Source organism: Pseudanabaena sp. Chao 1811, from assembly GCF_027942295.1.
Taxonomy (GTDB): domain Bacteria; phylum Cyanobacteriota; class Cyanobacteriia; order Pseudanabaenales; family Pseudanabaenaceae; genus Pseudanabaena.
In genome coordinates, this window is sequence record NZ_CP101416.1 from 2545252 (window position 1) to 2567693 (window position 22442).

15 protein-coding genes are annotated in these 22442 nt (G+C 40.0%); 7 read left to right on the top strand and 8 right to left on the bottom strand.

The features are described 5' to 3' along the window. Positions 1-237: 237 nt before the first annotated feature. The gene (locus NMG48_RS11660) at positions 238-4413 is read right to left on the bottom strand and encodes a PAS domain-containing protein (protein ID WP_271251727.1); all 4176 of its coding nucleotides are present in this window, start codon (positions 4411-4413) and stop codon (positions 238-240) included. A 411-nt stretch (positions 4414-4824) separates the two neighbouring features. Here NMG48_RS11660 and NMG48_RS11665 point away from each other — a divergent pair, with 411 nt between their 5' ends. The 5 genes from NMG48_RS11665 (at position 4825) to NMG48_RS11685 (ending at position 11053) form a co-directional block, all read left to right on the top strand. Continuing rightward, positions 4825-6294 (top strand): TldD/PmbA family protein, encoded by a 1470-nt coding sequence (locus NMG48_RS11665; RefSeq protein ID WP_271251728.1) that lies wholly within the window; start codon positions 4825-4827, stop codon positions 6292-6294. 240 nt (positions 6295-6534) lie between these two features. Next, entirely contained in the window at positions 6535-9012 is a 2478-nt protein-coding gene (locus tag NMG48_RS11670; RefSeq protein ID WP_271251729.1) for a response regulator, read from the top strand. A 44-nt stretch (positions 9013-9056) separates the two neighbouring features. Then, positions 9057-9677 (top strand): ABC transporter ATP-binding protein, encoded by a 621-nt coding sequence (locus NMG48_RS11675; RefSeq protein ID WP_271251730.1) that lies wholly within the window; start codon positions 9057-9059, stop codon positions 9675-9677. 134 nt (positions 9678-9811) lie between these two features. After that, positions 9812-10276, top strand: a complete 465-nt coding sequence (locus tag NMG48_RS11680) for a YbjN domain-containing protein (protein ID WP_126385334.1) — start codon at positions 9812-9814, stop codon at positions 10274-10276. A 78-nt stretch (positions 10277-10354) separates the two neighbouring features. After that, entirely contained in the window at positions 10355-11053 is a 699-nt protein-coding gene (locus tag NMG48_RS11685; protein WP_271251731.1) for a lipoate--protein ligase family protein, read from the top strand. Here the strand turns inward: NMG48_RS11685 and NMG48_RS11690 are convergent. The 4 genes from NMG48_RS11690 to NMG48_RS11705 form a co-directional block, all read right to left on the bottom strand. Beyond that, positions 11009-11623 (bottom strand): pseudouridine synthase, encoded by a 615-nt coding sequence (locus NMG48_RS11690; RefSeq protein WP_271255269.1) that lies wholly within the window; start codon positions 11621-11623, stop codon positions 11009-11011. The two genes, NMG48_RS11685 and NMG48_RS11690, sit on opposite strands and share 45 nt — an antisense overlap. Before the next feature lie 5 nt (positions 11624-11628). Next, positions 11629-13356, bottom strand: a complete 1728-nt coding sequence (locus NMG48_RS11695; protein WP_271251732.1) for a response regulator — start codon at positions 13354-13356, stop codon at positions 11629-11631. 62 nt (positions 13357-13418) lie between these two features. Further along, positions 13419-15068, bottom strand: coding sequence for a response regulator (locus NMG48_RS11700; RefSeq protein WP_271251733.1), 1650 nt, complete (start codon positions 15066-15068; stop codon positions 13419-13421). A gap of 210 nt (positions 15069-15278) precedes the next feature. Continuing rightward, positions 15279-16385 carry a hypothetical protein gene (locus tag NMG48_RS11705; RefSeq protein WP_271251734.1) on the bottom strand — a complete coding sequence of 369 codons (1107 nt, stop codon included), beginning with the start codon at positions 16383-16385 and terminating at the stop codon, positions 15279-15281. Positions 16386-17670: 1285 nt separating this feature from the next. On the opposite strand from NMG48_RS11705, the gene NMG48_RS11710 reads away from it, so the two are divergent. Both NMG48_RS11710 and NMG48_RS11715 read left to right on the top strand, forming a co-directional pair. Continuing rightward, the gene (locus NMG48_RS11710) at positions 17671-18429 is read left to right on the top strand and encodes an EAL domain-containing protein (RefSeq protein WP_271251735.1); all 759 of its coding nucleotides are present in this window, start codon (positions 17671-17673) and stop codon (positions 18427-18429) included. A 266-nt stretch (positions 18430-18695) separates the two neighbouring features. After that, positions 18696-18878 carry a hypothetical protein gene (locus NMG48_RS11715; protein ID WP_169363705.1) on the top strand — a complete coding sequence of 61 codons (183 nt, stop codon included), beginning with the start codon at positions 18696-18698 and terminating at the stop codon, positions 18876-18878. A gap of 33 nt (positions 18879-18911) precedes the next feature. Here the strand turns inward: NMG48_RS11715 and NMG48_RS11720 are convergent, their stop codons facing one another. From NMG48_RS11720 to NMG48_RS11730, 3 genes are all read right to left on the bottom strand, one after another. Next, positions 18912-19286, bottom strand: coding sequence for a DUF1257 domain-containing protein (locus NMG48_RS11720; protein WP_271251736.1), 375 nt, complete (start codon positions 19284-19286; stop codon positions 18912-18914). Between the two features lie 35 nt (positions 19287-19321). Then, positions 19322-20932 carry an AAA family ATPase gene (locus NMG48_RS11725; protein ID WP_271251737.1) on the bottom strand — a complete coding sequence of 537 codons (1611 nt, stop codon included), beginning with the start codon at positions 20930-20932 and terminating at the stop codon, positions 19322-19324. Between the two features lie 197 nt (positions 20933-21129). Beyond that, on the bottom strand, positions 21130-22146 hold the full coding sequence (locus NMG48_RS11730) for a transaldolase (protein WP_271251738.1): 1017 nt from the start codon (positions 22144-22146) through the stop codon (positions 21130-21132). Positions 22147-22442 lie beyond the last annotated feature (296 nt).

Consider the following 22442-nt stretch of genomic DNA (forward strand, 5'->3'; position numbering starts at 1 on the left):
GCGCTCCGCCTTTCTCTTTTTATATTTTATGTCCTAATACACTTGGCGACAGCTATATAAGCAATCTTGAGAGTCGGGGCTGGCACGGGGGCACAGCCCCTACCCCAAATTTAAATTATTGTAGGTAGTCGCCATCCTCCCGTGGTTGCCCTGCTCTGCTAGCAGCAAGAAATTCATACCCTGAGTTCCACATAGCATCAGTAAGTAAGAAATTGACGCACTTTGTGCGTCAATTTCTTACTTATGTTGGTTGGATTGGAATACTTTAGCCACCAGATTGTATTCATTTTCAATCCTCAATACGAGGTCTTCAATCTTATTAATATCTACATTAGTATTGTGATGGAGTATATCTCTACATAGGTATTGCATCTCCTTACATAATCCACAAAGATAGGTAGCACCAAATATGCCACTACCTCCCTTGAGAGAATGATTTTCCGCTTCTAGCGTAACGATGTCGCTATTCTTGATCGCAGCTTTCATCTTCGCAATTGACAATCTAGAATGTTCTAAATATTCATCAATTAGCTGAGATAAGCCTTGTTCTCCAATCATCATTTCTATATTAGCGACTATCTCCATATTGATTGGATTATGGTTAGATTTATTGGTTACTCTTTGGAGCGCCGCCACTAAATCTTCAATTTGCAAAGGCTTTGTTAGATAGTCATCCATACCTACTGACAACGCCAAATCCCGCGATTCCGTAAAGGCATTCGCCGATAGACCAATGATCCAAGGACGTTGATTGGGCAATTGTCGGATATTTTGAGTTGTCGTCAGTCCATCCATCACTGGCATTTGAATATCCATAAATAGCAAATCATAGGATTGTTTTTGGAGAGATTGCAGCGCTTCTAGTCCATTACCCACCGAACTAGCTTGATATCCTAATTTTTCTAGCATCAATAGGAGAATCTGCTGATTGATCGGATTATCTTCCACCAAGAGAATACAGAAGGGATATTTTTTAGCAAAACTGGCATCTATGCTGGCATAAATAGCACTATTATGATCGCGGCTTGCGATCTGAGGAGGATGACTCGTGAATAAGTCGAAACAAGCTTTATAGAGTTTAGAAGCTGAAAGTGGTTTTGTGATAATCGAAGCAAAATTAGTTGTCATTGACTCCAGCGTCGCATTGGCAGGAGTTAAGAGAATTAAAGACAAGGTAGGAAAAATATCTTGAATGTTTTTGGCAAGATCTAGAGCATCAATCTCTCTTAATTGTCTATCAATGATTACGACATCAAAGTTCTCAGTAGACAAACATTGCAGAGCTTCATCCGCAGAATATACTGTCCGCAGACAAATTCCCCAAGGTTGTGTATACAAAGCGATCGCCTGTTGAGATGTTGAGTTCGTATTAACACTGAGAATACGTTTACCCTTGAATTCATGTGGTATTTGGAGAGCACTCGCAGTTGATTCTGAGTTATCCTCCATAGCCAAAATTGAGAAGTGAAAACATGAGCCTTTCCCAAGATTGCTTTCCACAGTGATCTGACCACCCATCAGTTCACATAGCTGCTTACAAATGGCTAATCCTAAACCCGTACCACCATATTTGCGATTAATTGAGCTATCCGCTTGTCTAAATGCCTGAAAAAGTTTAGCGATCGCATCGGGAGCTATGCCAATCCCCGTATCACGCACAGTAAAAACTATCTCATACTTTTTAGCATCTTGATCAACTTGATCAATTAAGTGAGACTCTACCGTAACAACGATCTCGCCATGTTCTGTAAACTTAATCGCATTACTAACTAGGTTGACTAAGATCTGGCGCAAACGATGATAGTCTCCATAAATCTGCCGTGGCACATCTAGATTAACCATAGCTAAGAGTTCGATCTCTTTCTCCGCTATGCGTGATGTCATTAAGTTGAGAACTTCATCAACACATTTTTGCAAATTAAATGGATGTTCTTCTAATTCAAAATGTCCTGATTCAATTCGTGAGAAATCCAGAATATTGTTAATTACTGATAGCAGTACTTCTCCACCTTGACGGATGGTTGATACATATTGTTGTTGTTGCGGCGATAGATCTGTATCTAGTAAAAGTCCTGTCATGCCAATTACTGCATTCATCGGTGTCCGCAGTTCATGACTCATCACCGCCAGAAACTCACTCTTGGCTTGGTTGGCTATTTCCGCCATGCGTGCTGCCTCTAGCTTGGCTTCAGTTTGCTTACGCTCAGTGATATCTTCTACATTAGCAATAATTTGGAGTGGTTTACCTTGCTCATCCTTCATCAAACTTACCCAGCTGATCGCATCAATCACATTACCATTCTTATGAATATACTGCTTCTCAATACGGATATTGGTGGCTACTTCCCTAACTAGATCCTGAAGTGCTACTAAGGTTTTATCGATTGAATCAGGGTGTGTGAGTTCAAAAGCAGTCATATTTAGTAATTCAGATACTGAGTATCCGTATATTTTGCAGAAACTTTGATTTACATTTAAGAATTTTCCTTCCAAGTCTAAAGTGGCAATGCCAACCGAAGCATTTTCGATAGTTAACCTTGATAAAGTTTTGTTCTGTCGGAGAATTGCTTCGGCAGCTTTGCGATCGCTAATATCTTGAGCAATACCATACAGTCTGACAACTTCTCCATGATCACCATATTTAGCGTGGCCAATGCCTTCGATATAACGGTAGGAATCATCAGTTTGAGCTAATCTTAATTCTAAATGGTATGACTCGCCTTGATGAATTGCTTTTTGCACTGCGTGATTTAGCTTTTGCTGGTCTTCTGGCACAAAGTATGACAGATGTTCATCATAGGTGGGGGTACCTAGACTCGGATCACGCCTGAAAATATGAAATAACTCTTCTGACCAAGTAATTTCATCAGATAGAATATCCCATTCCCAATTGCCAAGTTTCGCGACTCTTTGAGCCTCGGCAAGCATCGCTTCATTCTTGCGTAAAGCCTTTTCAATACCCTTGATTTCACTGACATCTCTTCCTTCAGGAATTAATAAAACAACCTTCCCAGATTCATCTTTGAGAGGACGTAAGGAAAAATCAATCGTGGTGGTTTGGTTGCCCGCTCCATAGATATCTATCTCATAGCGCACAAATTCACCTTGAGCCGCTTGCTTGACGGATTGCCGCATGCGCTGCTGTGTGGCTTCTGAAATAGATAGCCAATAGGTTTCCCAGATTGGTTTACCAATGACCTCTTCATGCGTCACGCCACCGAAGTCTAGAGCAGTTTGATTTGCTTCTAATAAAATTCCATCTGTTGATAGTAAACCAATAAATTGGAAGGTGTTGTCAAAAATTCCTTTAAATCGCAGTTCACTTTCTTTGCGATCGCTAATATCAAAAGCCGAACCACGAAGCACCTTAGTTTTTCCATCCGTTGCTAAGCCAACAGTGGCATTATCTCGTACCCAAATGACTTTACCTTCACGATTAATAAACCGATATTCACAACAAAAAGGTTCATTCGTTTCTATACTTTTTAGAACCTCTTGCTGAACGCGATCGCGATCTTCAGGATGGACATATTCTGCCCAAGTATTAAAAAAGCCTGCATCCCATTCTGAAGCTGGTATCCCTAAAAGATCTTGTATCTGGGGGCTGATATAGGCAAATTCTGGACTATTTGTAATCGGTGATACATAGGACACACTGGGGATTTGCTCCACTAAAGAGCGATATTGCTGAGTCCATCGATATAAAACTGTATAGGCTTGTTCTGCTTCTTCTACCTGTTCTAATATCCTGTTTTTGTAGTGTTTGCATTGCAAAGAGATTTCTATCTGCATGGCAATATTTTGCAGCATGATTACATCGTCTTGATCCCAGATGTTGTCGTCTCTATTCTCTAATGCAGAGCATTGATAAACGGTCAAAAATCCCCACAATGGCTGATTAGGATCAAGTTCAGGTAATAAAATTGGTACAAGTAAATAAGCTTTGCCAGTAAATATTTCTGTTAGGTTTAGATCACATTGTGTGATCCCTGCTGTGTAGTAATCAATAATTTTTGCTATGGCACTTTCCCCTCGTTGATGGTCTTCAAGTAGTATATTTTCGATTTGAATTTGTGAGCATGGCTCACAAAAATTTGCTTTTGATTCAGCAATGAATCTCCCCTTAACTTCTATCTTCTGATTGATGTCTATAGAAATGTTATTGAATGATTTGTTCAATTCATAGATAGCAACATGAACAGCATGAAGTGACTTACGTAACTTGGCTGTAATGGTATTTAAAATTTCTTCTAAATCGTCGGATTGACGTATAAATTGGAGGATTTCTCCATACAGCAACATTCTTTGTCTTACTTTTTCCATTTCTGAATGCAAAGCACTATGATCAATATTCGCTGATGGTACTCTGGTGTCTAAATTGTCAGTATTTAATTGGGAAGATGAGTTGCTCATACTTAAAATATGTTCGTAAATTTAGCAACAGGTGTCCATATGCTGTTTGATGTGAGTAGCCATAGCAACTTTTGACTTAGTATTTGATAATCATTTTCATTGTGCTTGTTATACAAAGATTTGGGTAGCTCAATAGAGTTATAAATAGCGCTAAGGATTGCTAAATATCGAAACGAGGTAAAATATCTACGAGATCAGAAAAAACAATAAAAATTGTTAAAACGCAAAGAATTCCCACCCTATACAATCACCTCTTAGTATAACTGATTCCTTGACGTTGCTAGATATCGTGATCTCCTTTAAAACACCAAAAACGAATTAATTCTCAGTTTAGCGGTGTCAACATAATAAATTTCTTACTTGTTTTGGTACACTTGCAGAAGAGAAGCAAACAGTACCGAGCATCTATACATGAGAAGCAATCTACTACTGACCAAAGAACTGCCAAGTCTACAATATTCGCCCGTTGGCGATCGCTTTGATGAAACATGGGAAGCACCGCTCTCGATCCTCTTGGGGCTTGGTCGGGCAGCAGGGGCAGATTTTGTAGAATTTTTCCTAGAACGTAACAATTACATTAGCTGTCTTGCCGAAGATGACACAATTACGAGCATCTCGCCAAGACTGTCCACAGGCGCAGGTATTCGTGCTTTTAAAGGTAAAGCTGATTGTTATGTCAGTACTAATGACCTGACTTTTTTGGGGTTAAAGTCGGCTCTGGAACGCGCCCTTTCCATACTTGGTTTACAACTTCCTTCTCAAAATTCCATTATCTCCTCAATTCAACTAGAACTTTTTCGTGACTATGCCACGAAAAAAGGTAAAGATTCATGGATTAGTCAATGCAGTCCAATGCGGGAAATGGGTGATATCCTCCTTGGTGCTAATCAACTCCTTGCTCAAAAAGGTAAACATATTCAATCAAGGCGATCGGGATATTTTCGAGATTGGCAAGAAATCTTGGTCGCCGCAAGCGATGGGACATTTGCTAGAGATATTCGCCTCACGCAATCAGTTGGCTCTAATCTTCTCTGCGCTGATGGTGCAAATCGTTCATCAATTAACAAGCGTGTTGGTGGTACTAGCGATCCCAGCTATCTCCGCAATTGGAATTATGAACCTGTCATTGATGAAATTGCCGAAGCTGCTGGCAAAATGCTCTATGCCGATTATGTTGAGTCGGGTTCCTATCCCATCATTATGGCTAATCAATTCGGTGGCGTAATCTTCCATGAGGCATGTGGGCATCTCCTTGAAACTACAGGCATTGAAGCAAAAACCACACCCTTTGCAGAAATGAAAGGTCAGAAAATTGCTCACGAAAACCTGACTGCATGGGATGAAGGACGCTCTGAGGAAGCCTTTGGCACAATCGATATGGATGACGAAGGAATGCCCACACAGCGAACGCTCTTAATTGAAAATGGAATCCTCAAAAACTTTATTAGCGATCGCGCAGGGGAATTACGCACAGGGCATCCGCGCACAGGTAGTGGTCGTCGCCAAAGCTATGCCTATGCTGCGGCTAGTCGGATGCGAAATACCTATATTGATGCAGGTGACTTTTCTCTAGATGATCTATTTGCCTCCGTCGATAAGGGCATCTATTGCAAAAAAATGGGTGGTGGCAGCGTCCTCCCTACTGGACAATTTAACTTTGCCGTAGACGAAGCCTATTTAATCGAAAATGGCAAAATCACCAAACCACTTAAAGGTGCAACCCTCATTGGCGATGCCAAAGAAATCATGCAGGAAATTTCTATGAGTTCGCGGGATCTAGAACTTGCCGCAGGGTTTTGTGGTTCTGTGAGTGGCAGTGTGTATGTCACCGTTGGGCAACCCCATATCAAAGTTGATGCGATTACTGTTGGTGGTCGTTAAAACTTGATAGTTTTGGAAACCTTTACGAAGCTTAGGTTTCCAAAACTTGTTTCATTGCTATATTTAAGTTGTTTTTTAGTGTTGTCTAGGGTATGCTCATTGGCTAGTTATATCTAGTTATATATAGTGCCAAGCAATGAGAGGAAATGCAGGCTTTATCTTCTAAGAACTGATTTGCGACTGCTATATCATAAAAAAACGGATGTATTTGATTAGGCTTTCTAGTAAGGTGATCGGGTCGTGCAATCAAATGTAATCGATGTTCCTCAATCCAAGATACTAGTTGTTGACGATGATCCAGATATTCGCCATGAGCTAGCCTCTGCGTTAATGGATCATGGCTATATCGCTAAAACAGCTAGTGATGGTAGTGAAGCTTTGCTATGCGTGAAATTACATACTCCTGATCTCATCTTGTTAGATGTATCTATGCCACAAATGAGCGGCTATGAAGTTTGCCGTATTCTTAAAGCAAATACAGATACAGAAGATATCCCGATCATTTTTATTAGTGCTAATGAAAGTATTCAAGACAAACTTCAGGCTTTTGCAAGCGGTGGGGCTGACTATATTACCAAGCCTCCACAATTAGCGGAGGTATTTGCTCGTGTGCATTTACATTTGTCTTTGAGGCATTTACAAATGCACCTTGCCCAAAAAAATCATGAGCTTTCCGATGCTGTTTTTGAAAGAGTGGGAATGCTCAGGGATTTGCAGCGTACAAATCTGCTACTCCATGCTCAAAAAGAAGCCTCGATTGATGGGATCTTTGCGGTTGACGAGCAAGGAAGAATTGCCAGTTTTAACCGTCGCTTTTGTGAAATGTGGGATATTCCCCATGATGTTCTGGTTGGGGATAATTATGCTGATGATAGTAATGGTTCTCCATTGGGAACATTTTTGATCAAGTCCCATCTACCTGAGGTCTTGGTCAATTTGTTAGAGACGACCTATGACGATCCTGACGTGATCAGACGTGGTGAAATCGTTTATGGCGATCGCATTTTTGACTACTACACCAGTCCTGTCAGTTCTAATCAAAATAAGTTTTTTGGCTTGGTCTGGTGTTTCCGCGATATCACCTCCAAAAAACAAGCGGAATTGAGACAATTGCAACTAATGGAAGATCTCCGTAAAGCGAAGGAAGAAGCAGAAGAAGCAGTTCGGACTAAAGCAGCATTTTTGGCAATGATGAGTCATGAAATCCGCACCCCTATCAATGGAGTGATTGGGATGACCCAATTGTTAGCAGGAACGGATCTAAATCCTGAACAGAATAAATTTGTGCGGACGATTCAGGTAAGTGGTGAAATGCTCCTTTCGGTGATTAATGATATTTTAGATTTTTCCAAAATTGAATCAGGTAAATTGGAACTAGACAATGCACCACTAGATGTTAGAGCCGTAGTGCGCGATATCTATGATGTCCAGTTGGTCAAAGCCAAGGAAAAGAAACTAAAATTTGAAGTAAGTATGCAGTCTAATGTTCCACCATACATTATTGGTGATGTGACTAGACTGCGACAAATTTTAGCAAATCTAGTTTCTAACGCTCTCAAGTTTACGGATACAGGGGCTGTGCGTATTAGTGTGAGATTGGCATCTGATCAGATGCCTACCCCTGATCATCCGTTTCAACTTTTGTTTTCGGTTAGTGATACAGGGATTGGTATAACTGATGAGCAGATGAAGCGTTTATTTCAGCCATTTTCCCAAGCAACGGCTGCGACTTCGCGTAAGTATGGTGGTACTGGCTTAGGCTTGGTGATTTGTAAAAGTTTGGTAGAAGTAATGGGTGGTAATATCCAAGTTGAAAGTAAAACCGATCAGGGTTCTACTTTTTCATTTACAGTTACTACCAGAATAGCTAAGGATGCGCCAAGTTATACGTTGCAGGATGCGATGAATAAATCTGTCTCTTCAGGGCGCATTGGCGATCGCTTACCCCTCAAAATCTTGATTGCTGAAGATAATTTAATTAATCAAGAATTAGCGATGGCAATGCTCATTAAGATGGGCTATTATCCCGATGTGGTAGACAATGGCTTAGCAGTATTGGAGGCAGTACAAGTCAATCACTACGACTTACTATTGCTAGATGTACAGATGCCAGAAATGAATGGCTTAGAGACTGCAACCTATCTAGTCAATCATTGGGATGAGCTACATGCGGGGTATGAACGACCCACGATTATTGCGATGACTGCTAGCGCAATGCAGGGCGATCGCGAGATGTGTTTACGTGCAGGCATGGATGACTATATCAGTAAGCCAATTATGATGGATTCACTCCAGCGAACTATTGAGAAATGGGCTGTGGGTGGTCAGGTTGATCTAGAGGATACGCTAGGCTCAGGGGTTGTGGAAAAATCTCATACTTCTTCAGTGATTGATCGTACTGCAATCAAAAATCTTGAGCAAATTAATCCTAATTTAATTGGACGGATGATTCATTTATTTACCCACGAAGAAGCTCCTGTTCTTTTGCAAAACCTCCGCAAAGCGATCGCCAATAACGATCCTCAAGAGATTAGTTATACGGCGCATACATTGAAGGGAAGTAGTAATATTTTGGGAGCTAAAGAGCTTGGAAAGCTTTGCCTAGAAGTTGAGCTTAAGGGTAAGCGGGGAGAAAATGTAGGTTTACCAGAATTATTAATAGAAATTGAAAAGCAATATCAAGCAGCTTGCCAAGAACTTGCTGAATTAGGAAGTTAGAATGGAAAAGCCAAGTTTTGCCATTCTAATTTTTACAATTTCCTATGCTTTCTATCCAGAACCTTTGCTATCATCCACCTGCCACCCCTGAGGCGATTCTCAAAAATATATCGTTTGAATTACAAGATCGCCAACTTGGTGTCATGGTTGGTCCTAGTGGTTCTGGCAAAAGTACATTGCTAGAGATTTTGGCAGGATTTGTGGAATGGACTAGTGGCGGCATTTATTGGAAATCCCAAGAACTCACTCCCGACCACCTCCAGCAAATATGTGGGTTAGTATTCCAGTTTCCAGAGCGGCACTTTTGCGGGAGTACGATTTTAGAAGAATTGCGCCTTGGCCATATTGATCTTGATGGCGATCGCATTCAGGGGGCTTTGAATGCTGTGGGTTTAAGCCATCTCAATCCTAGTAACTCACCACAATCTCTGAGTGGTGGACAACAGAGGCGGTTAGCACTGGCTGTGCAGTTAATTCGACAACCAAGTTTGTTATTGCTGGATGAGCCAACCGCAGGTTTAGACTGGTCAATGCGTAAACAAATATTAGGAATCTTAGAAGATCTCAAAAAAAATTGGACAATTCTTGTCGTCACCCATGAACCCGAAGAACTGGTTTCTATGGCAGATCAAACATGGGCGATCGCCCATGGAGAAATAGCTTAATTTTTATTGAATGTTCTTCAAACCCTTAATTGGTAATACTCTTAATCAAAACGTTAGTTTTTACTTGAGTGCAAAGTGCTAAAAGATTGACGTTTGCTATACACTATTGGCAGATAGTAACTAGATATTTCACTATGACCTTCACAACAGAATCGCCAATATCTCCTGTAGAAGCAGAATCTAGTTTTGCACCAGAGCCTAGTCACATTGTGCAAACCATCCAAACTGTTATTGCTAGTATGGATGCTGACAACTCTGCGCTTGAAAACCAGACAGAGGATACGTGGAAATTCCAATATGGCACTGTAGAGGTAGTTGTCAACATTACTGGAACTGAACCGAATGATACCTTTACTGTCTTTGCAACGGTACTAAATGCACCTTTCAAAGACGAAGCTAAGTTAACACGCTGGCTATTGGAAAAAAATGCTACGGATACTTTTGAGGCTCGTTATGCTATTCAAAATGATCAAGTGTTGGTCTTGGCTGCACGCTCTGTTGAAGATCTTTCCCCTGCGGAGATCTCACGTATCATCACCATTGTGGCAGCGATCGCCGATGATAACGATGAGTTTTTAAAAGAAAACTTTAGTGCTTAAACGCATTTCAGCCTAGAAATTACCTGATGGTAGATGTCCTTTGTTAAAAGCAAAGGACATCTGCTGTAGTAGAAATATATGAATAAATTATGGCAGCTTATCCCTTATTCTGAGACATCGGGAAAGCTGCATATGGAATTGGATAATTCTTTACTAGAGCGCCATAGTCAAGATCCGCAATTTCCATCAGTCTTAAGGTTTTATCATTGGAACCCATCCGCAATTTCGCTTGGATTTCATCAAAAGCAATATCCTGATTGTTGGAATGCGACCGCTCAGCACCACTATCTCGATATTGTGCGCCGTCCCAGTGGGGGGAGAGCCGTGTTACATCATGGCGATCTTACCTATGCTGTAATTACCAACGTTGCAGTAGATGGTAAAAGGCGATCGCACCGTGAAATTTATGAATATATTTGCGAATTTTTGATCCAAGGCTTTGACAAATTGGGGATTTCACTCACCTATGGACAATCAGGACGGGGGTATATTCACAATCCCAGTTGTTTTTCTACAGCAACTAATGCTGATTTAGTAATTTCTGATGGCAGAAAACTGATTGGTAGTGCTCAAGTCTATCGTCGTGACTCAGTTTTACAACATGGCTCCATTGCGATCGCCCCTGATCATCGCTTACTAACAGAGCTATTTCAAGCAGAAGTTCCGATCGTGGGTTGCGCCGAAATATTACAAAAACCCTATGAAGACTTAACTACAGAATTAATTAAAGTTTTAACGGAGTCGGCGAGGCAACACTTTCAGGCGGAGTTCTTGTAATTCTTGTTCAGTCAAGCTACGCCATTCTCCTACATTTAAATTATCTAAGCGTAAATGCGCGATCGCAACACGTACCAGTCGCAACGTCGGGAAACCCACGGCAGCCGTCATCTTGCGCACCTGACGATTTTTCCCTTCCGTTAGAGTTAACTCAATCCATGCTGTAGGAATGCTTGCACGAAAGCGAATGGGGGGATTACGTGGTGGTAATTCTGGCTCAGCGTCTAATAATTTGGCGATCGCAGGCTTAGTCCGATACCCTTGGATTAGTACACCATCCCGCAATTGCTGCAATGCCTCTTCCGTGGGAATTTTTTCCACTTGTACCCAATAAGTTCTTGTATGTTCAAATTGCGGGTCGATTAAGCGATGCTTTAACTGTCCATCATTGGTTAAGAGCAGCAAGCCTTCGCTATCAAAATCCAATCGCCCAACGGAATAAACCTCAGGGATATCAATATATTCTTTTAAGGTAGGACGAGGTGATGCACTGTCATCCGTAAACTGGCAGAGCACACCATAGGGCTTATAGAAAAGAATATATTTAGAAAGATATTGGCGATCGCGCATAAGTTTCATGCATTTAAACGCTGCTGAATAGAATTAAGAAGTTGCTTGATCTTAATGGGTTTAACTAGATAATCACTGACTCCTGCTGCCAAATAGCGATCGCGATCAACCACATCTCCCGAATCTGACATGGCAATAATAGGGATATCTTTAGTAATAGACTCTATCTGAATTTGACTAATACCATCCCAAGCAGACATTCCTGAAAGTTGGACATCAATAACTATCAAATCAGGTGGGGATAAATGAACATGCTCGATCGCTTGTTGCCAAGATATTGCCCATAGTAGACGATAGCTCTTAGCTTCTAAATAGCTAAAAAAGGTATTCATGGTTGCATTATTTTCCCCTATTAACAGAACTAAAGGCAAGCGAGAGGCGGCGGGGGCGCTAATTTGACTTTCTATGGCTTTGTGAGATCTTGATTGCTGAGGATCGAGAATATTTTTGGAATTAGGGCATAGCGTACAAGCACTTAGAGGTAAATCAATATTAAAACAGCTTCCCTGATCTACTGTACTCACTACACTTACATTACCGCCATGTAGTTCTACTACCTGCTTCACAAATACCAACCCTAATCCAGTGCCTTGATATTTACGATTGAAATCACTATCTATTTGGACAAAGGGCTGAAATAACTTGTTGATATTCTCTGGGGAAATACCAATCCCTGTGTCTATTATGGCAATTCGCACAAATCCATCTAGAAGCGAGTTTTGATGTGATGAATCTGGAGTAAATTGAGTGATTTCTAGGGTAATGCTGCCTCCCACTGGTGTAAATTTAATTGCATTGGTCAGTAAATGAACTAAAACCTGCTTAATCCGAACTTCATCTAAATGTATATCGGGTAGATGAGAGGGAAATATAGATATGCTTTGGAGGCGTTTTTGTAATATCTTGAGATTAACTAAACTAAGACTAGATTCGCAAACTTTTCTAATTGAAGTGCTTTTGCAATTCAATTTGAGTTCTCCTGCTTCAATCTTGGAGATATCAAGAATATCATTAATTAATTCTAGTAAATGATAGCCGCTCTTATCAATGGTATCTAAGGCTTGCATTTGCTGATTATTAATTGTACCTAAAGCTCCATTCTTTAGCCCTTCTGCCATGCCTAAAATAGAATTTAGAGGCGTACGAAGTTCATGACTCATATTTGCTAAAAATGAATCCTTAAGTCTTGTGACTTGAGTTAATTGCAGGTTAACTAGGGTTAATTTTTCATTTTGTTGGCGTATTTGTTCATCGGCTTGTTGTAAATCAATTAACTTCTGTTCAAGCTGTGCCGCTATATTTTGTTGTTTAATTACCTCTTGCTCTAAATTTCTTGATAATTCTCTAACTTGCAGATGCGTTTTAATACGCCTGACCAACTCTCTTTCATTAAATGGCTTCGTAATGTAGTCTACTGCTCCAACCTCAAACCCTCTGATTTTACTATCTACATCCGTTGATGCAGTCATAAAAATCACAGGTATTTGACTAGTTTGATCATTATTCTTGATCCTGCTACATACTTGGAATCCATCCAGTTTAGGCATATACACATCTAACAGGATTAGATCAGGTAATTTTCGAGATATCAATGTTAGAGCGCGTTCTCCATTATTTGCGATCGATATGTCATATCCTTCATTATTAAGAATTTCTGCAATAATATTCAGATTTGCCTGTTCATCATCAACTATCAGAACTAAAGCTTTTTCACTAGGTGACTGAGATAACATTTGCCTTCCTCCCGCCTAATACTTAGTTTTGTTTTTAACCCTTTATTGTCTTGATGTTAGACTTAGCTAATCTCAAGATATTTCAGAATAGTACTCTCAATTAATTCGCCTTCAAATTCCATTGCCATTTGGGTTAATTTCTGGATAAAAGGTTGATAGCGATCGCTCTTTTGGCTAATTAGTTCTAAATGTTGCGTAAATCTCAGAAACATTCCTTTTTGGGATAGCTCTAAGAGAATACGCAAATCCTCAGATGAAGGTGCAATTATCTCTAGATTACTGGCTTGATTCTCTGTAAAGTTAGGTAGTTTTTTTACTTCTTCATATTTCCATGTCAGTTGTAAATATTGAGAGATTAACTGTAATAAATAGTCAACGTCGATAGGCTTTGCCAAGAAAGCAGTACCGCCCATTTCTTCAGTTTTTTGTCTTTCTGCATCCGATACCGATGCTGAGGATACAATCACAACTAAATCCTTAATTGCCATGTCATTACGGATTTGTGTCAAAAGCTCAAAGCCATCCATAACTGGCATAATGATATCTGTAATGATCAGATCGTAAGACTGCTGCCTAATTTGAGTTAAAGCCTCTTGCCCATTCCCCGCTTCATCAACTTCAAAACCGATGGTTGTTAACAAATTAACAAGTACCGAACGATTTTCCCAACGATCATCTACAACTAGTAAACGTCGAGGTTCACCGTCATATCCCACTATTTGTCTACCATTCTCCGCCAATACTTTCTGTTCACTACTACTAGTTATTTCACAAACTATATCAAAGCTAAAAGTACTGCCTTGTCCTAATTCGCTACTAACTTCAATGCGACTTCCCATTAAACCTATAATTCTTTGACTGATTGCCAAACCTAAGCCTGTTCCTTCTACATGGCGTTTCTTGTTGCCAACCTGTTCAAAAGCATCAAAGATTTTTTCTTTATACTGATGATCAATGCCAATCCCCGTATCTTCTACTTGAAAACGAAGCAATACTTGTGTAGATATTGCAGATTGATCGTAGCTTGAGGATATTTGATTTGGAATATTTTGAGAGCTTAAATTTTGGATGCTAAGGGTGACATTTCCTTGGTCGGTAAATTTAATGGCATTACCGATTAAATTAATTAACACTTGTCGTAGCAACTTCTCATCAACAAAAATGCCCTCTGGTAGATCTTCATCCAAGTTAACAATAAGTTGAATCCCTTTTTTCTCTGCTCGTAATCGACATATCTCTACGACACCTTGCAAAAAGGATTGCAAATGAATCGCCTGCGAAGTGATTTCTAACTTACGCGCTTCTATTTTGGATAAATCTAAAATGTCATTAATAAGGGTTAACAGATGAGAACCACATTGATGAATAATATTAATCCCTTGACGTTCTTTTGAGGTGATCGCCTTCGAGCGACTGAGAATTTGAGTATAGCCCAAGATCCCATTGAGGGGTGTGCGTAGCTCATGGCTCATACTTGCCAAGAATTCACTTTTGGCTTGATTGGCGGCATCAGCTAGTTCTTTAGCCTGACTTAATTCAATGGTTCTATCCGCAACTCTTTGCTCTAGTACCTCAAAGGATTCTTTGAGTTGTAATGACATTTGATTAAAGGAGTTGGCCAAAACTTCCGCCTCTAAAATTCCCTGAGTATTTACTTCCTGCTCTAAGTCACCTTCGGCGATCGCTTTAGCCGCGATCGTTAGTTTTTTCATCGGTGCAACAATCAAACGCGAACTAAAGAACCCAATGCCAATAGTAGCCAATAACGTGAGCAGACAAAGCAATATGGTAAAAGTAGTATTTTTAACCCAAGTTGCTACCTATTAAAAATCGGCTCAAAACAAGTTAAAAACAGCCTCGCTAAGTCCAAAATGACGCTATTTTTATATAAAAATCTAGCATTTTTTATTTTAACTTTAGTCTTAAATGAATAGGTAGCAACTTGGGTTATTTTTATTGATTGTCTCCATAAAATCATCTTCAGGTACGACTAAGACAATAATCCAGTCAATACCACGCTGATCTTTGATGGGGAATACTTCCACAAACTGTCTTTTGCCATCAAGATCAAAATCTAGTTGTTGTCTCGCTGAAATCCCTCTAACTCCTTGCGAGGATTTAGTTAAATGTTTAATTGTAGATTGAAGTAGATAATCTGGGCTTTGAAAAGCTTGGATTTTAATTGCTTTATTGCCTTTAATAATGAATGGTTGTGAGATCTTAGAACTGGCAAGTAAATCTTCTGTTTCACGTTCAATCGCAAATACTTCACTATTTCGAGTAATTTGGAGATCTTTATCTTTGATGACACGAGTCAGATTTTCTAGATCCAAGGTTACACTTATGACCGCCAGCAAGTCCTGTTGATTAGCATTTCGATATAATGCTTGGCTCAAACTCAACCCCAATGCAGGTTTTTGAGAACGTGCTAGGGAAAAGATCTGAGTCCAACTAGCTTTTGTATTGTTGATTGCCTGTTTATACCAAGGGCGATCGCGAGGATCAAATTTTTCTTTGGCAATTAAGTCTGTACGTTGCCCTTGAGGATTAAGTTTATAGACAAACCGATTTGGTATGGTCGTTTGATCGCGAATCTTAACTATGTTCTGACCATCTTCTAATTTTTGATATAGGATAAAATCTCCATTGGGCTTTCCAACCTGCCAGAGTCCACTTGGTGCAATATTTACCAAATTTAATAGGTATTTATCTAAACTAGACAAATCATCAAAATACCCATCCTCATTAGCGAGATCAGCAACTACAAGATCGAAAAGAGAATACAACTGTTCAAAATAGTGGTTAAATTGGTTCTCAATATTATTACTTGCCTCAGTCCGTAGTTGAGAGGCAACATTATTTACTGCTTCTCTTCCATTTCGTAACGATAGCCAAGCAGTTAGCCCCACTGCCACAAATGTTTGCAGAACAAAGGGTATCACGATCAGCGATCGTAAAGGGATAGAAACAAATCCTGTACGACTAGATTGATTAAGTTTATTCTTAGATTTAAGATTTTTAGCATTCATAAATTCCCTCCTTCGACTATGTTTGTAAATTAAGGCATTGAGTCATCCTTCAAACTAGAAGTTGTTCCCTCCCCGTCGCCACTATCTACTTTGAATCATTGGTATAGCGCTTTTCAAGCAAGCTATTTACAGAGGATTGTGTCCTCGCCTTCGCCGAATCCTGTAATTCACTCGATTGGTATACGCTATATAACTTGATATGCAGATTATGGGAAACTCTCATCCCTTCTCCAAGGCTAGGAATAAGGGGCTAAAAATTTGCTAACCATTCCCTGAGCAAGCGAAATATTCCAGCATCAAGGATCTCTTCTCCTTATTAGCGATCGCCATATCATATGCCTTGATACTCAGAACCTTGATACAACCTATTGAGGTTTGAAATGATATCAAGCAATCGAGATATAGGTTTATTTCCCCACCTTTGGTGGGGAAATAAACCTAATACATCACTAGACTGGAAAATAATATAGAAAAATGATTGAAAGTACTACAAAACGATACTTTTAATCATTTTTCTGGGATTTGCCAAGGCTCAAAGTTCTGTAAGAAAGTTAAGATTAGGTTGCTTATCATTAACTATAGAACTTAAACTTTATGCATTATTCAACTCAACTAACATCTTGCTTTCCCTCAGCCAGATTAGGTTTAAATTGTTTGTATTTTTTAGATAATTACTATGATCTTATTCCGCCCCTTGTCGATTTATTATAATGCTATTAGTGCTAGTTTGTCCGCCAATATATAGTAGTTCTTATCATAAAGATTGGGTGATCATAAACTATCTTTGCAAGGGAGATTTACGAAGAAAATTACAAAGATATAAATCCTATTTAAATTTTGTGTAGTACAGATAAATTTTGATAAAGCACAAAGTGATGTAAAGTTTTTTAAATTTAGTAGGATAGGGGCTAGCTAGATGAAAAAGGAACTTAATCGCCTTGTCTGTAACTTATAAGATTGGAAAGCGCCATGCTTTTTATCTTCGTTTTCCTGATACTTGTATTTAGACAAAAGATTTATTTGGGGGCATTCTGTCTATGTGTCAGCTTTGAGGTTAGAAAATATTGATTTTTTGATAGTTGTTTCTGTCAATGACCTTAAATTAGCGATCGCTGAATGCTAAGCAGTTTGCCTAACTAGCAAAGCTATCCTCAACCAAGGCAATGCTGATTTAGGAAATAAAGATAGACTTTTGATTCATAGATCGAGAAAGAATGTAATATCGTATGGAAAATTCTGGATTGTTAAAGCAATAGCTAGACTATGGCGATTTAGGTAGATCGAAATGAAAGACGACCAAGAATATAAATCAATTGGCTGTTGGGAATGTACAAAAGGGGCGGGGTTGGGGTTTGACTTCACAATGGCATTTCAACCAATTGTTAATACTACATCTAAAAAAATTTTTGCTCAAGAAGCCTTAGTAAGAGGTACAAATGAAGAACCTGCTGGAGAAATTTTAGGGCGCATCAATGATGAAAATCGCTATCGTTTTGATCAGGCTTGCCGTGTCAAAGCAGTGCAATTGGGCGCGGATCTGAATATTGATTCCTTCATTAGTATTAATTTTTTACCCAATGCAGTTTATCGTCCTGAATTATGTATTCGCACAACGATTGAGGCCGCCGAAACCTTTGGATTTCCTGTAAAACAGATCATCTTTGAATTTACCGAAGGTGAAAAAATAACCGATCATGTCCATCTGCGTGAAATTATTCAATATTATCGAGATACAGGCTTTTTGACTGCGATCGATGATTTTGGTGCAGGCTATTCAGGACTTAACTTGTTAGCTGATTTTCAAACTGATCTCGTCAAGTTAGACATGGGTTTAATCAGAGATATTTCCCATAGTAAGAACCGCCAAGCAATTGTGAAAGGAATCGTTCAAGTATGTAATGAATTAGACATTAAGGTTATTGCTGAAGGCGTAGAAACCTATGAAGAGTTAACGATTTTACAATCTTTTGGGATAGAACTATTTCAAGGTTATTACTTTGCCAAACCCAAATTTAAGGGCTTGGCTATTATCAATAATTTATAAATGATTTGCTAAAGGATTGGCAATTTATTTTTGGGTTGAAAGTGGGATTAAAAGACTGTTGTATTTCGCAGAGCTAGTTAATATCCATTTGAAATCCATTATAAAATCAGCATAAATATAGTTTAAATACACTTTTTAACAGAACTTGACATTCATGCAACGTTTCTATGCCCATATATCACCCTATTTATAGATGACGATCCCCCCTAGTCAACCTAGTGTGAGATATCCATAGATTAAAAAACAGTAGAATTCAAGTATTAAGCATGATTCATCAATTAGCAGTTCGCTTAGGTGTGTCGTGTGTGCTGCTCGCAACTTTGCCTCTCGCTACCGACGAAGTCGTCAAGTATGTGCAAGCCCCACATATATTTTCAGGTATTGGCGCGATCGCCTCATGTATCGGAGCCTGCGTCCCAGTTTTAACTCTATTCCGTAATTCTGACTAAATTTTAGAAAGCACCACAAAAGCTATTGTTTGATTATGCCCAACGTCCAATCACAATTCTGATCGTGCCATCTTCTAATACTTCTTGCTGCTCGATCGCAAAACCCTGTTGAGTTGCACTTTGTAAAACTGTTTTAGTTGCATATCGCTGATTTAGTTCTCCTAAAAACTCCTCCACATTCATGACCACGCCCCACATATCAGCAATTAATTCATAGCGATCTCCAATCTTCCGAAAACCCAGATCATAGGCATTGGGCATGGGGATCACATATTCGGCATTAGTGGTATTGCCTAGATATCCACGTACTAAAGTATTTTGTTTGACGGGATAGCCAAGCTCTTCTAAGGCTTGTTTCAGCAAGTCCCCATTTTTGATTTCGATGGCGATCGTAGTGAAGTGGGACATAAAATCTCAAGTAAAAGGAGCGCTTTACGCTCCCTTTATTCTAAGTTAATTGCAAATTTTCTTAATTCTTGAAGTAATTGCTCATCATTAGAGGCAGTGCGTGCACCTGACTCCGCCGCCCATTGTTTGAGAGATTCGATTTGCTGAGAAGCGATCGCAGCTAGTGGCACTGTTTCCTCAATGGCACTAATGATATCTTCAGTGGTGAAGTCTTCGCGGTTGCCACTGCTGCCACGTCCAAAGGCTCGATGAATGCCATCAATAATCACTTGCTCGATCTCTGCCCCACTAAAATTTTTGGTGTGACGAGCTAGCAACATTAGGTCAAAATCACGTAACCGACTGGGGCGCAATTTTTGTAAATGCACTTTAAAAATTTCTTGGCGTTCTGATTCAGTCGGTAAATTCAAAAAGAAGATTTCATCAAACCGACCCTTTCGTAAAAGTTCGGCGGGCAAGATTCTGACATTGTTGGCAGTTGCCACAATAAATACAGGTGCAGTTTTTTCCTGCATCCATGTAATTAGTGAGCCAAATACCCGCCGACTTGCCCCAGAATCACCATCGATCGCCATATTTGTATTGCCAAAGGCTTTATCGATCTCATCAATCCAGAGAACACAGGGTGCTGTTGCTTCCGCGAGTTGAATCATCTGTCGCATCCGACTTTCGCTCTCCCCAACATAACTGCCAAATAGTCGCCCAATATCCAGCCGTAATAGGGGCAAGCGCCATTCGTTGGCGATTGTTTTTGCCGATAGTGACTTACCAGTGCCTTGAATGCCAACGAGTAGTACGCCTTTAGGTGTGGGAATGCCATAGCGCTTAGCTTCCTCGGTAAAGGCATCGCGGCGAATCCGTACCCATTGCTTGAGATTGTCTAACCCCCCTACATTTTTTAGGGATTCATTCACTGTAAAGAATTCTAAAATGCCTGTCTGTCTAATCGCCTGTTGCTTTTCTGCCAATACTGCATCAATATCTGAGTCATTAACCTGTTCTTTTTCGGCGATCGCCTTAGCTAAAACCCTTTGAATGCGGGTACGACTTAAACCCTGACAAGCTTTAACTAACTGCTCCAAAGCTAAATCCGATAAATTGAGTTTGTTGGGGGCAATTTTTTTCCTGATTAAATATTCAATTTCGGCGATCGCGGGTAAAGGAAAATCAATCGCTGTAATCTCTTCCGTTAATTCGGGTGGGATCTCTAATACATGGCTAGTAAGGGCAATAGTACGGCGGTCGAGCTTGAGATCTCGCGCCAAATTTTTTAGCTCACGAATAATCGAAATATTGCGATCGTGGTGGGGATATTTGAGGATTGGATGTAAGTCGCGCAATACATATAAAACGTTATCCCCATCTTTAGTAGCTTTATCTCTCTGGGCAATCCGTGACAAAGCCGCCATCACCGATCCCTTATCCGCATTATTATCACTCCAGCCTCGTGCAATGTCCCAAAACAAAATGCGACGACTGGGGCTAGATTGTAAAGCCATCTCTGTTAAGATTTCTTCGACTGGCTCCTCTTCAGCAGTAACTATATATATAAGTGGATATTTGGCACGTAGTAACAGATCAAACAGCTCTATAAGTGCTTGATAAACCCTGCTTTTGCTAGAAGAAATAGAATCTATGGATGACATGGCAGTATCGCAGTTTAGGTGCAGAGGATTGCTTAGCAATCCTCTCTGACGATGGGGCATCAGTAAGCAGAAATCTACTGATTTGCTCTCAAATACTAAGTAGCTGGGCGCAATTAAATATAAAACCCCAAAACCTGTAGCGCACGCGCAGCGTGCGCTACAGGTTTTAGCTCTATTTTTTAATTATGCCTAGCTACTTAAACTGCTGTAAGTACTTGTTCTTCAAGTTTAGCTAGACGATCTTTTAATAACTCCTCTAAGCTCACCAGTGCCTTGGCAAATCCTTTAATCCCCTCATCAAGTTTATCTGATGCCATACGATCGCTAGCGTGCATCGCATCAAAAGTTGCCTTATCCATAGGGATTTTGGCAATTTCTGAATGAGCAGCAATTTGGGGATCAAGTTTGCGGACTAGCTCACCCTGAGTGTGTTGCAATTCATCTAGTAAAGCAGGTGAAATCGTTAAGAGATCACAACCTGCTAGCTCGACGATTTCATCCATATTGCGGAAGCTTGCACCCATAATCTCAGTTTTATAACCAAACTTCTTGTAGTAGTTATAAATTCGTGAAACTGACAATACTCCTGGGTCTTCTTTAGCAGGATAGCTGTCACGACCTGTATCTTTTTTGTACCAGTCAAGAATGCGTCCGACAAAAGGTGAAATTAATTTCACTCCTGCCTCAGCACAGGCGATCGCTTGGTGTAATCCAAATAGCAAAGTCAAATTGCAATGAATGCCTTCCTGCTCTAACACCTCTGCTGCCTTGATCCCTTCCCATGTCGCCGCAATTTTAATTAATACGCGATCGCGGGAAATCCCGTGGTCTTCATATTGGTTGATCAAGTAACGTGCCTTGCTAATAGTTGCTTCCGTGTTGTAGGACAAACGGGCATCTACTTCGGTCGAAACTCTACCTGGGATAATTTTCAAGATTCTGAGTCCAAAGGCGATCGCTAAGCGATCAAAGGCTAAGGAAACCACCTGAGATGGTGGGGCATCTTTACCCAAATCTTTTCTGGCTTCTATGAGGGTCTCATCCACAATTTCCTGATATTGGGGCATTTGTGCCGCCGCTGTAATCAAGGATGGGTTTGTAGTTGCATCTTGGGGCTTAACTTGTTCGATTGCATGAATATCTCCAGTATCCGCAACAACGACAGTCATTTCGCGCAATTGATCGAGAAAACTTTTGGGCAAATCATTAGGCATAACATCCTCCATAGCACCAGTAATCACTGGCTACCTTTGCACGCCTATCTTAGCCTCAACAGTTTTGAAGATTCTTGAGATTTTAGAGTAATTACAAGATCGAGGGGCAAATGGGGCGCGAAGTACTGCTATTTATTAGCTAGATAAAGTTTTGTTAAGAAACCTTGAGGACTTATTCCCTAAATATGCTTAGCTTAAGCGTCCCAACTTATTACAGGATAAACGATGCAGATAATCAGAGTCATTCTAAACAATTGTTACAAACTTTCTGGAGCGACACAAACCTAAACCTATAA

What these genes read in the sequence shown, in the direction of transcription:
- NMG48_RS11730 (WP_271251738.1), bottom strand. Translation starts at nt 22,146, where the DNA reads ATGCCTAATGATTTGCCCAAAAGTTTTCTCGATCAATTGCGCGAAATG.
- NMG48_RS11705 (WP_271251734.1), bottom strand. Translation starts at nt 16,385, where the DNA reads ATGAATGCTAAAAATCTTAAATCTAAGAATAAACTTAATCAATCTAGT.
- NMG48_RS11700 (WP_271251733.1), bottom strand. Translation starts at nt 15,068, where the DNA reads ATGAAAAAACTAACGATCGCGGCTAAAGCGATCGCCGAAGGTGACTTA.
- NMG48_RS11675 (WP_271251730.1), top strand. Translation starts at nt 9,057, where the DNA reads ATGCTTTCTATCCAGAACCTTTGCTATCATCCACCTGCCACCCCTGAG.
- NMG48_RS11690 (WP_271255269.1), bottom strand. Translation starts at nt 11,623, where the DNA reads ATGCGCGATCGCCAATATCTTTCTAAATATATTCTTTTCTATAAGCCC.
- NMG48_RS11715 (WP_169363705.1), top strand. Translation starts at nt 18,696, where the DNA reads ATGATTCATCAATTAGCAGTTCGCTTAGGTGTGTCGTGTGTGCTGCTC.
- NMG48_RS11720 (WP_271251736.1), bottom strand. Translation starts at nt 19,286, where the DNA reads ATGTCCCACTTCACTACGATCGCCATCGAAATCAAAAATGGGGACTTG.
- NMG48_RS11725 (WP_271251737.1), bottom strand. Translation starts at nt 20,932, where the DNA reads ATGTCATCCATAGATTCTATTTCTTCTAGCAAAAGCAGGGTTTATCAA.
- NMG48_RS11680 (WP_126385334.1), top strand. Translation starts at nt 9,812, where the DNA reads ATGACCTTCACAACAGAATCGCCAATATCTCCTGTAGAAGCAGAATCT.
- NMG48_RS11710 (WP_271251735.1), top strand. Translation starts at nt 17,671, where the DNA reads ATGAAAGACGACCAAGAATATAAATCAATTGGCTGTTGGGAATGTACA.
- NMG48_RS11665 (WP_271251728.1), top strand. Translation starts at nt 4,825, where the DNA reads ATGAGAAGCAATCTACTACTGACCAAAGAACTGCCAAGTCTACAATAT.
- NMG48_RS11660 (WP_271251727.1), bottom strand. Translation starts at nt 4,413, where the DNA reads ATGAGCAACTCATCTTCCCAATTAAATACTGACAATTTAGACACCAGA.
- NMG48_RS11685 (WP_271251731.1), top strand. Translation starts at nt 10,355, where the DNA reads ATGAATAAATTATGGCAGCTTATCCCTTATTCTGAGACATCGGGAAAG.
- NMG48_RS11695 (WP_271251732.1), bottom strand. Translation starts at nt 13,356, where the DNA reads ATGTTATCTCAGTCACCTAGTGAAAAAGCTTTAGTTCTGATAGTTGAT.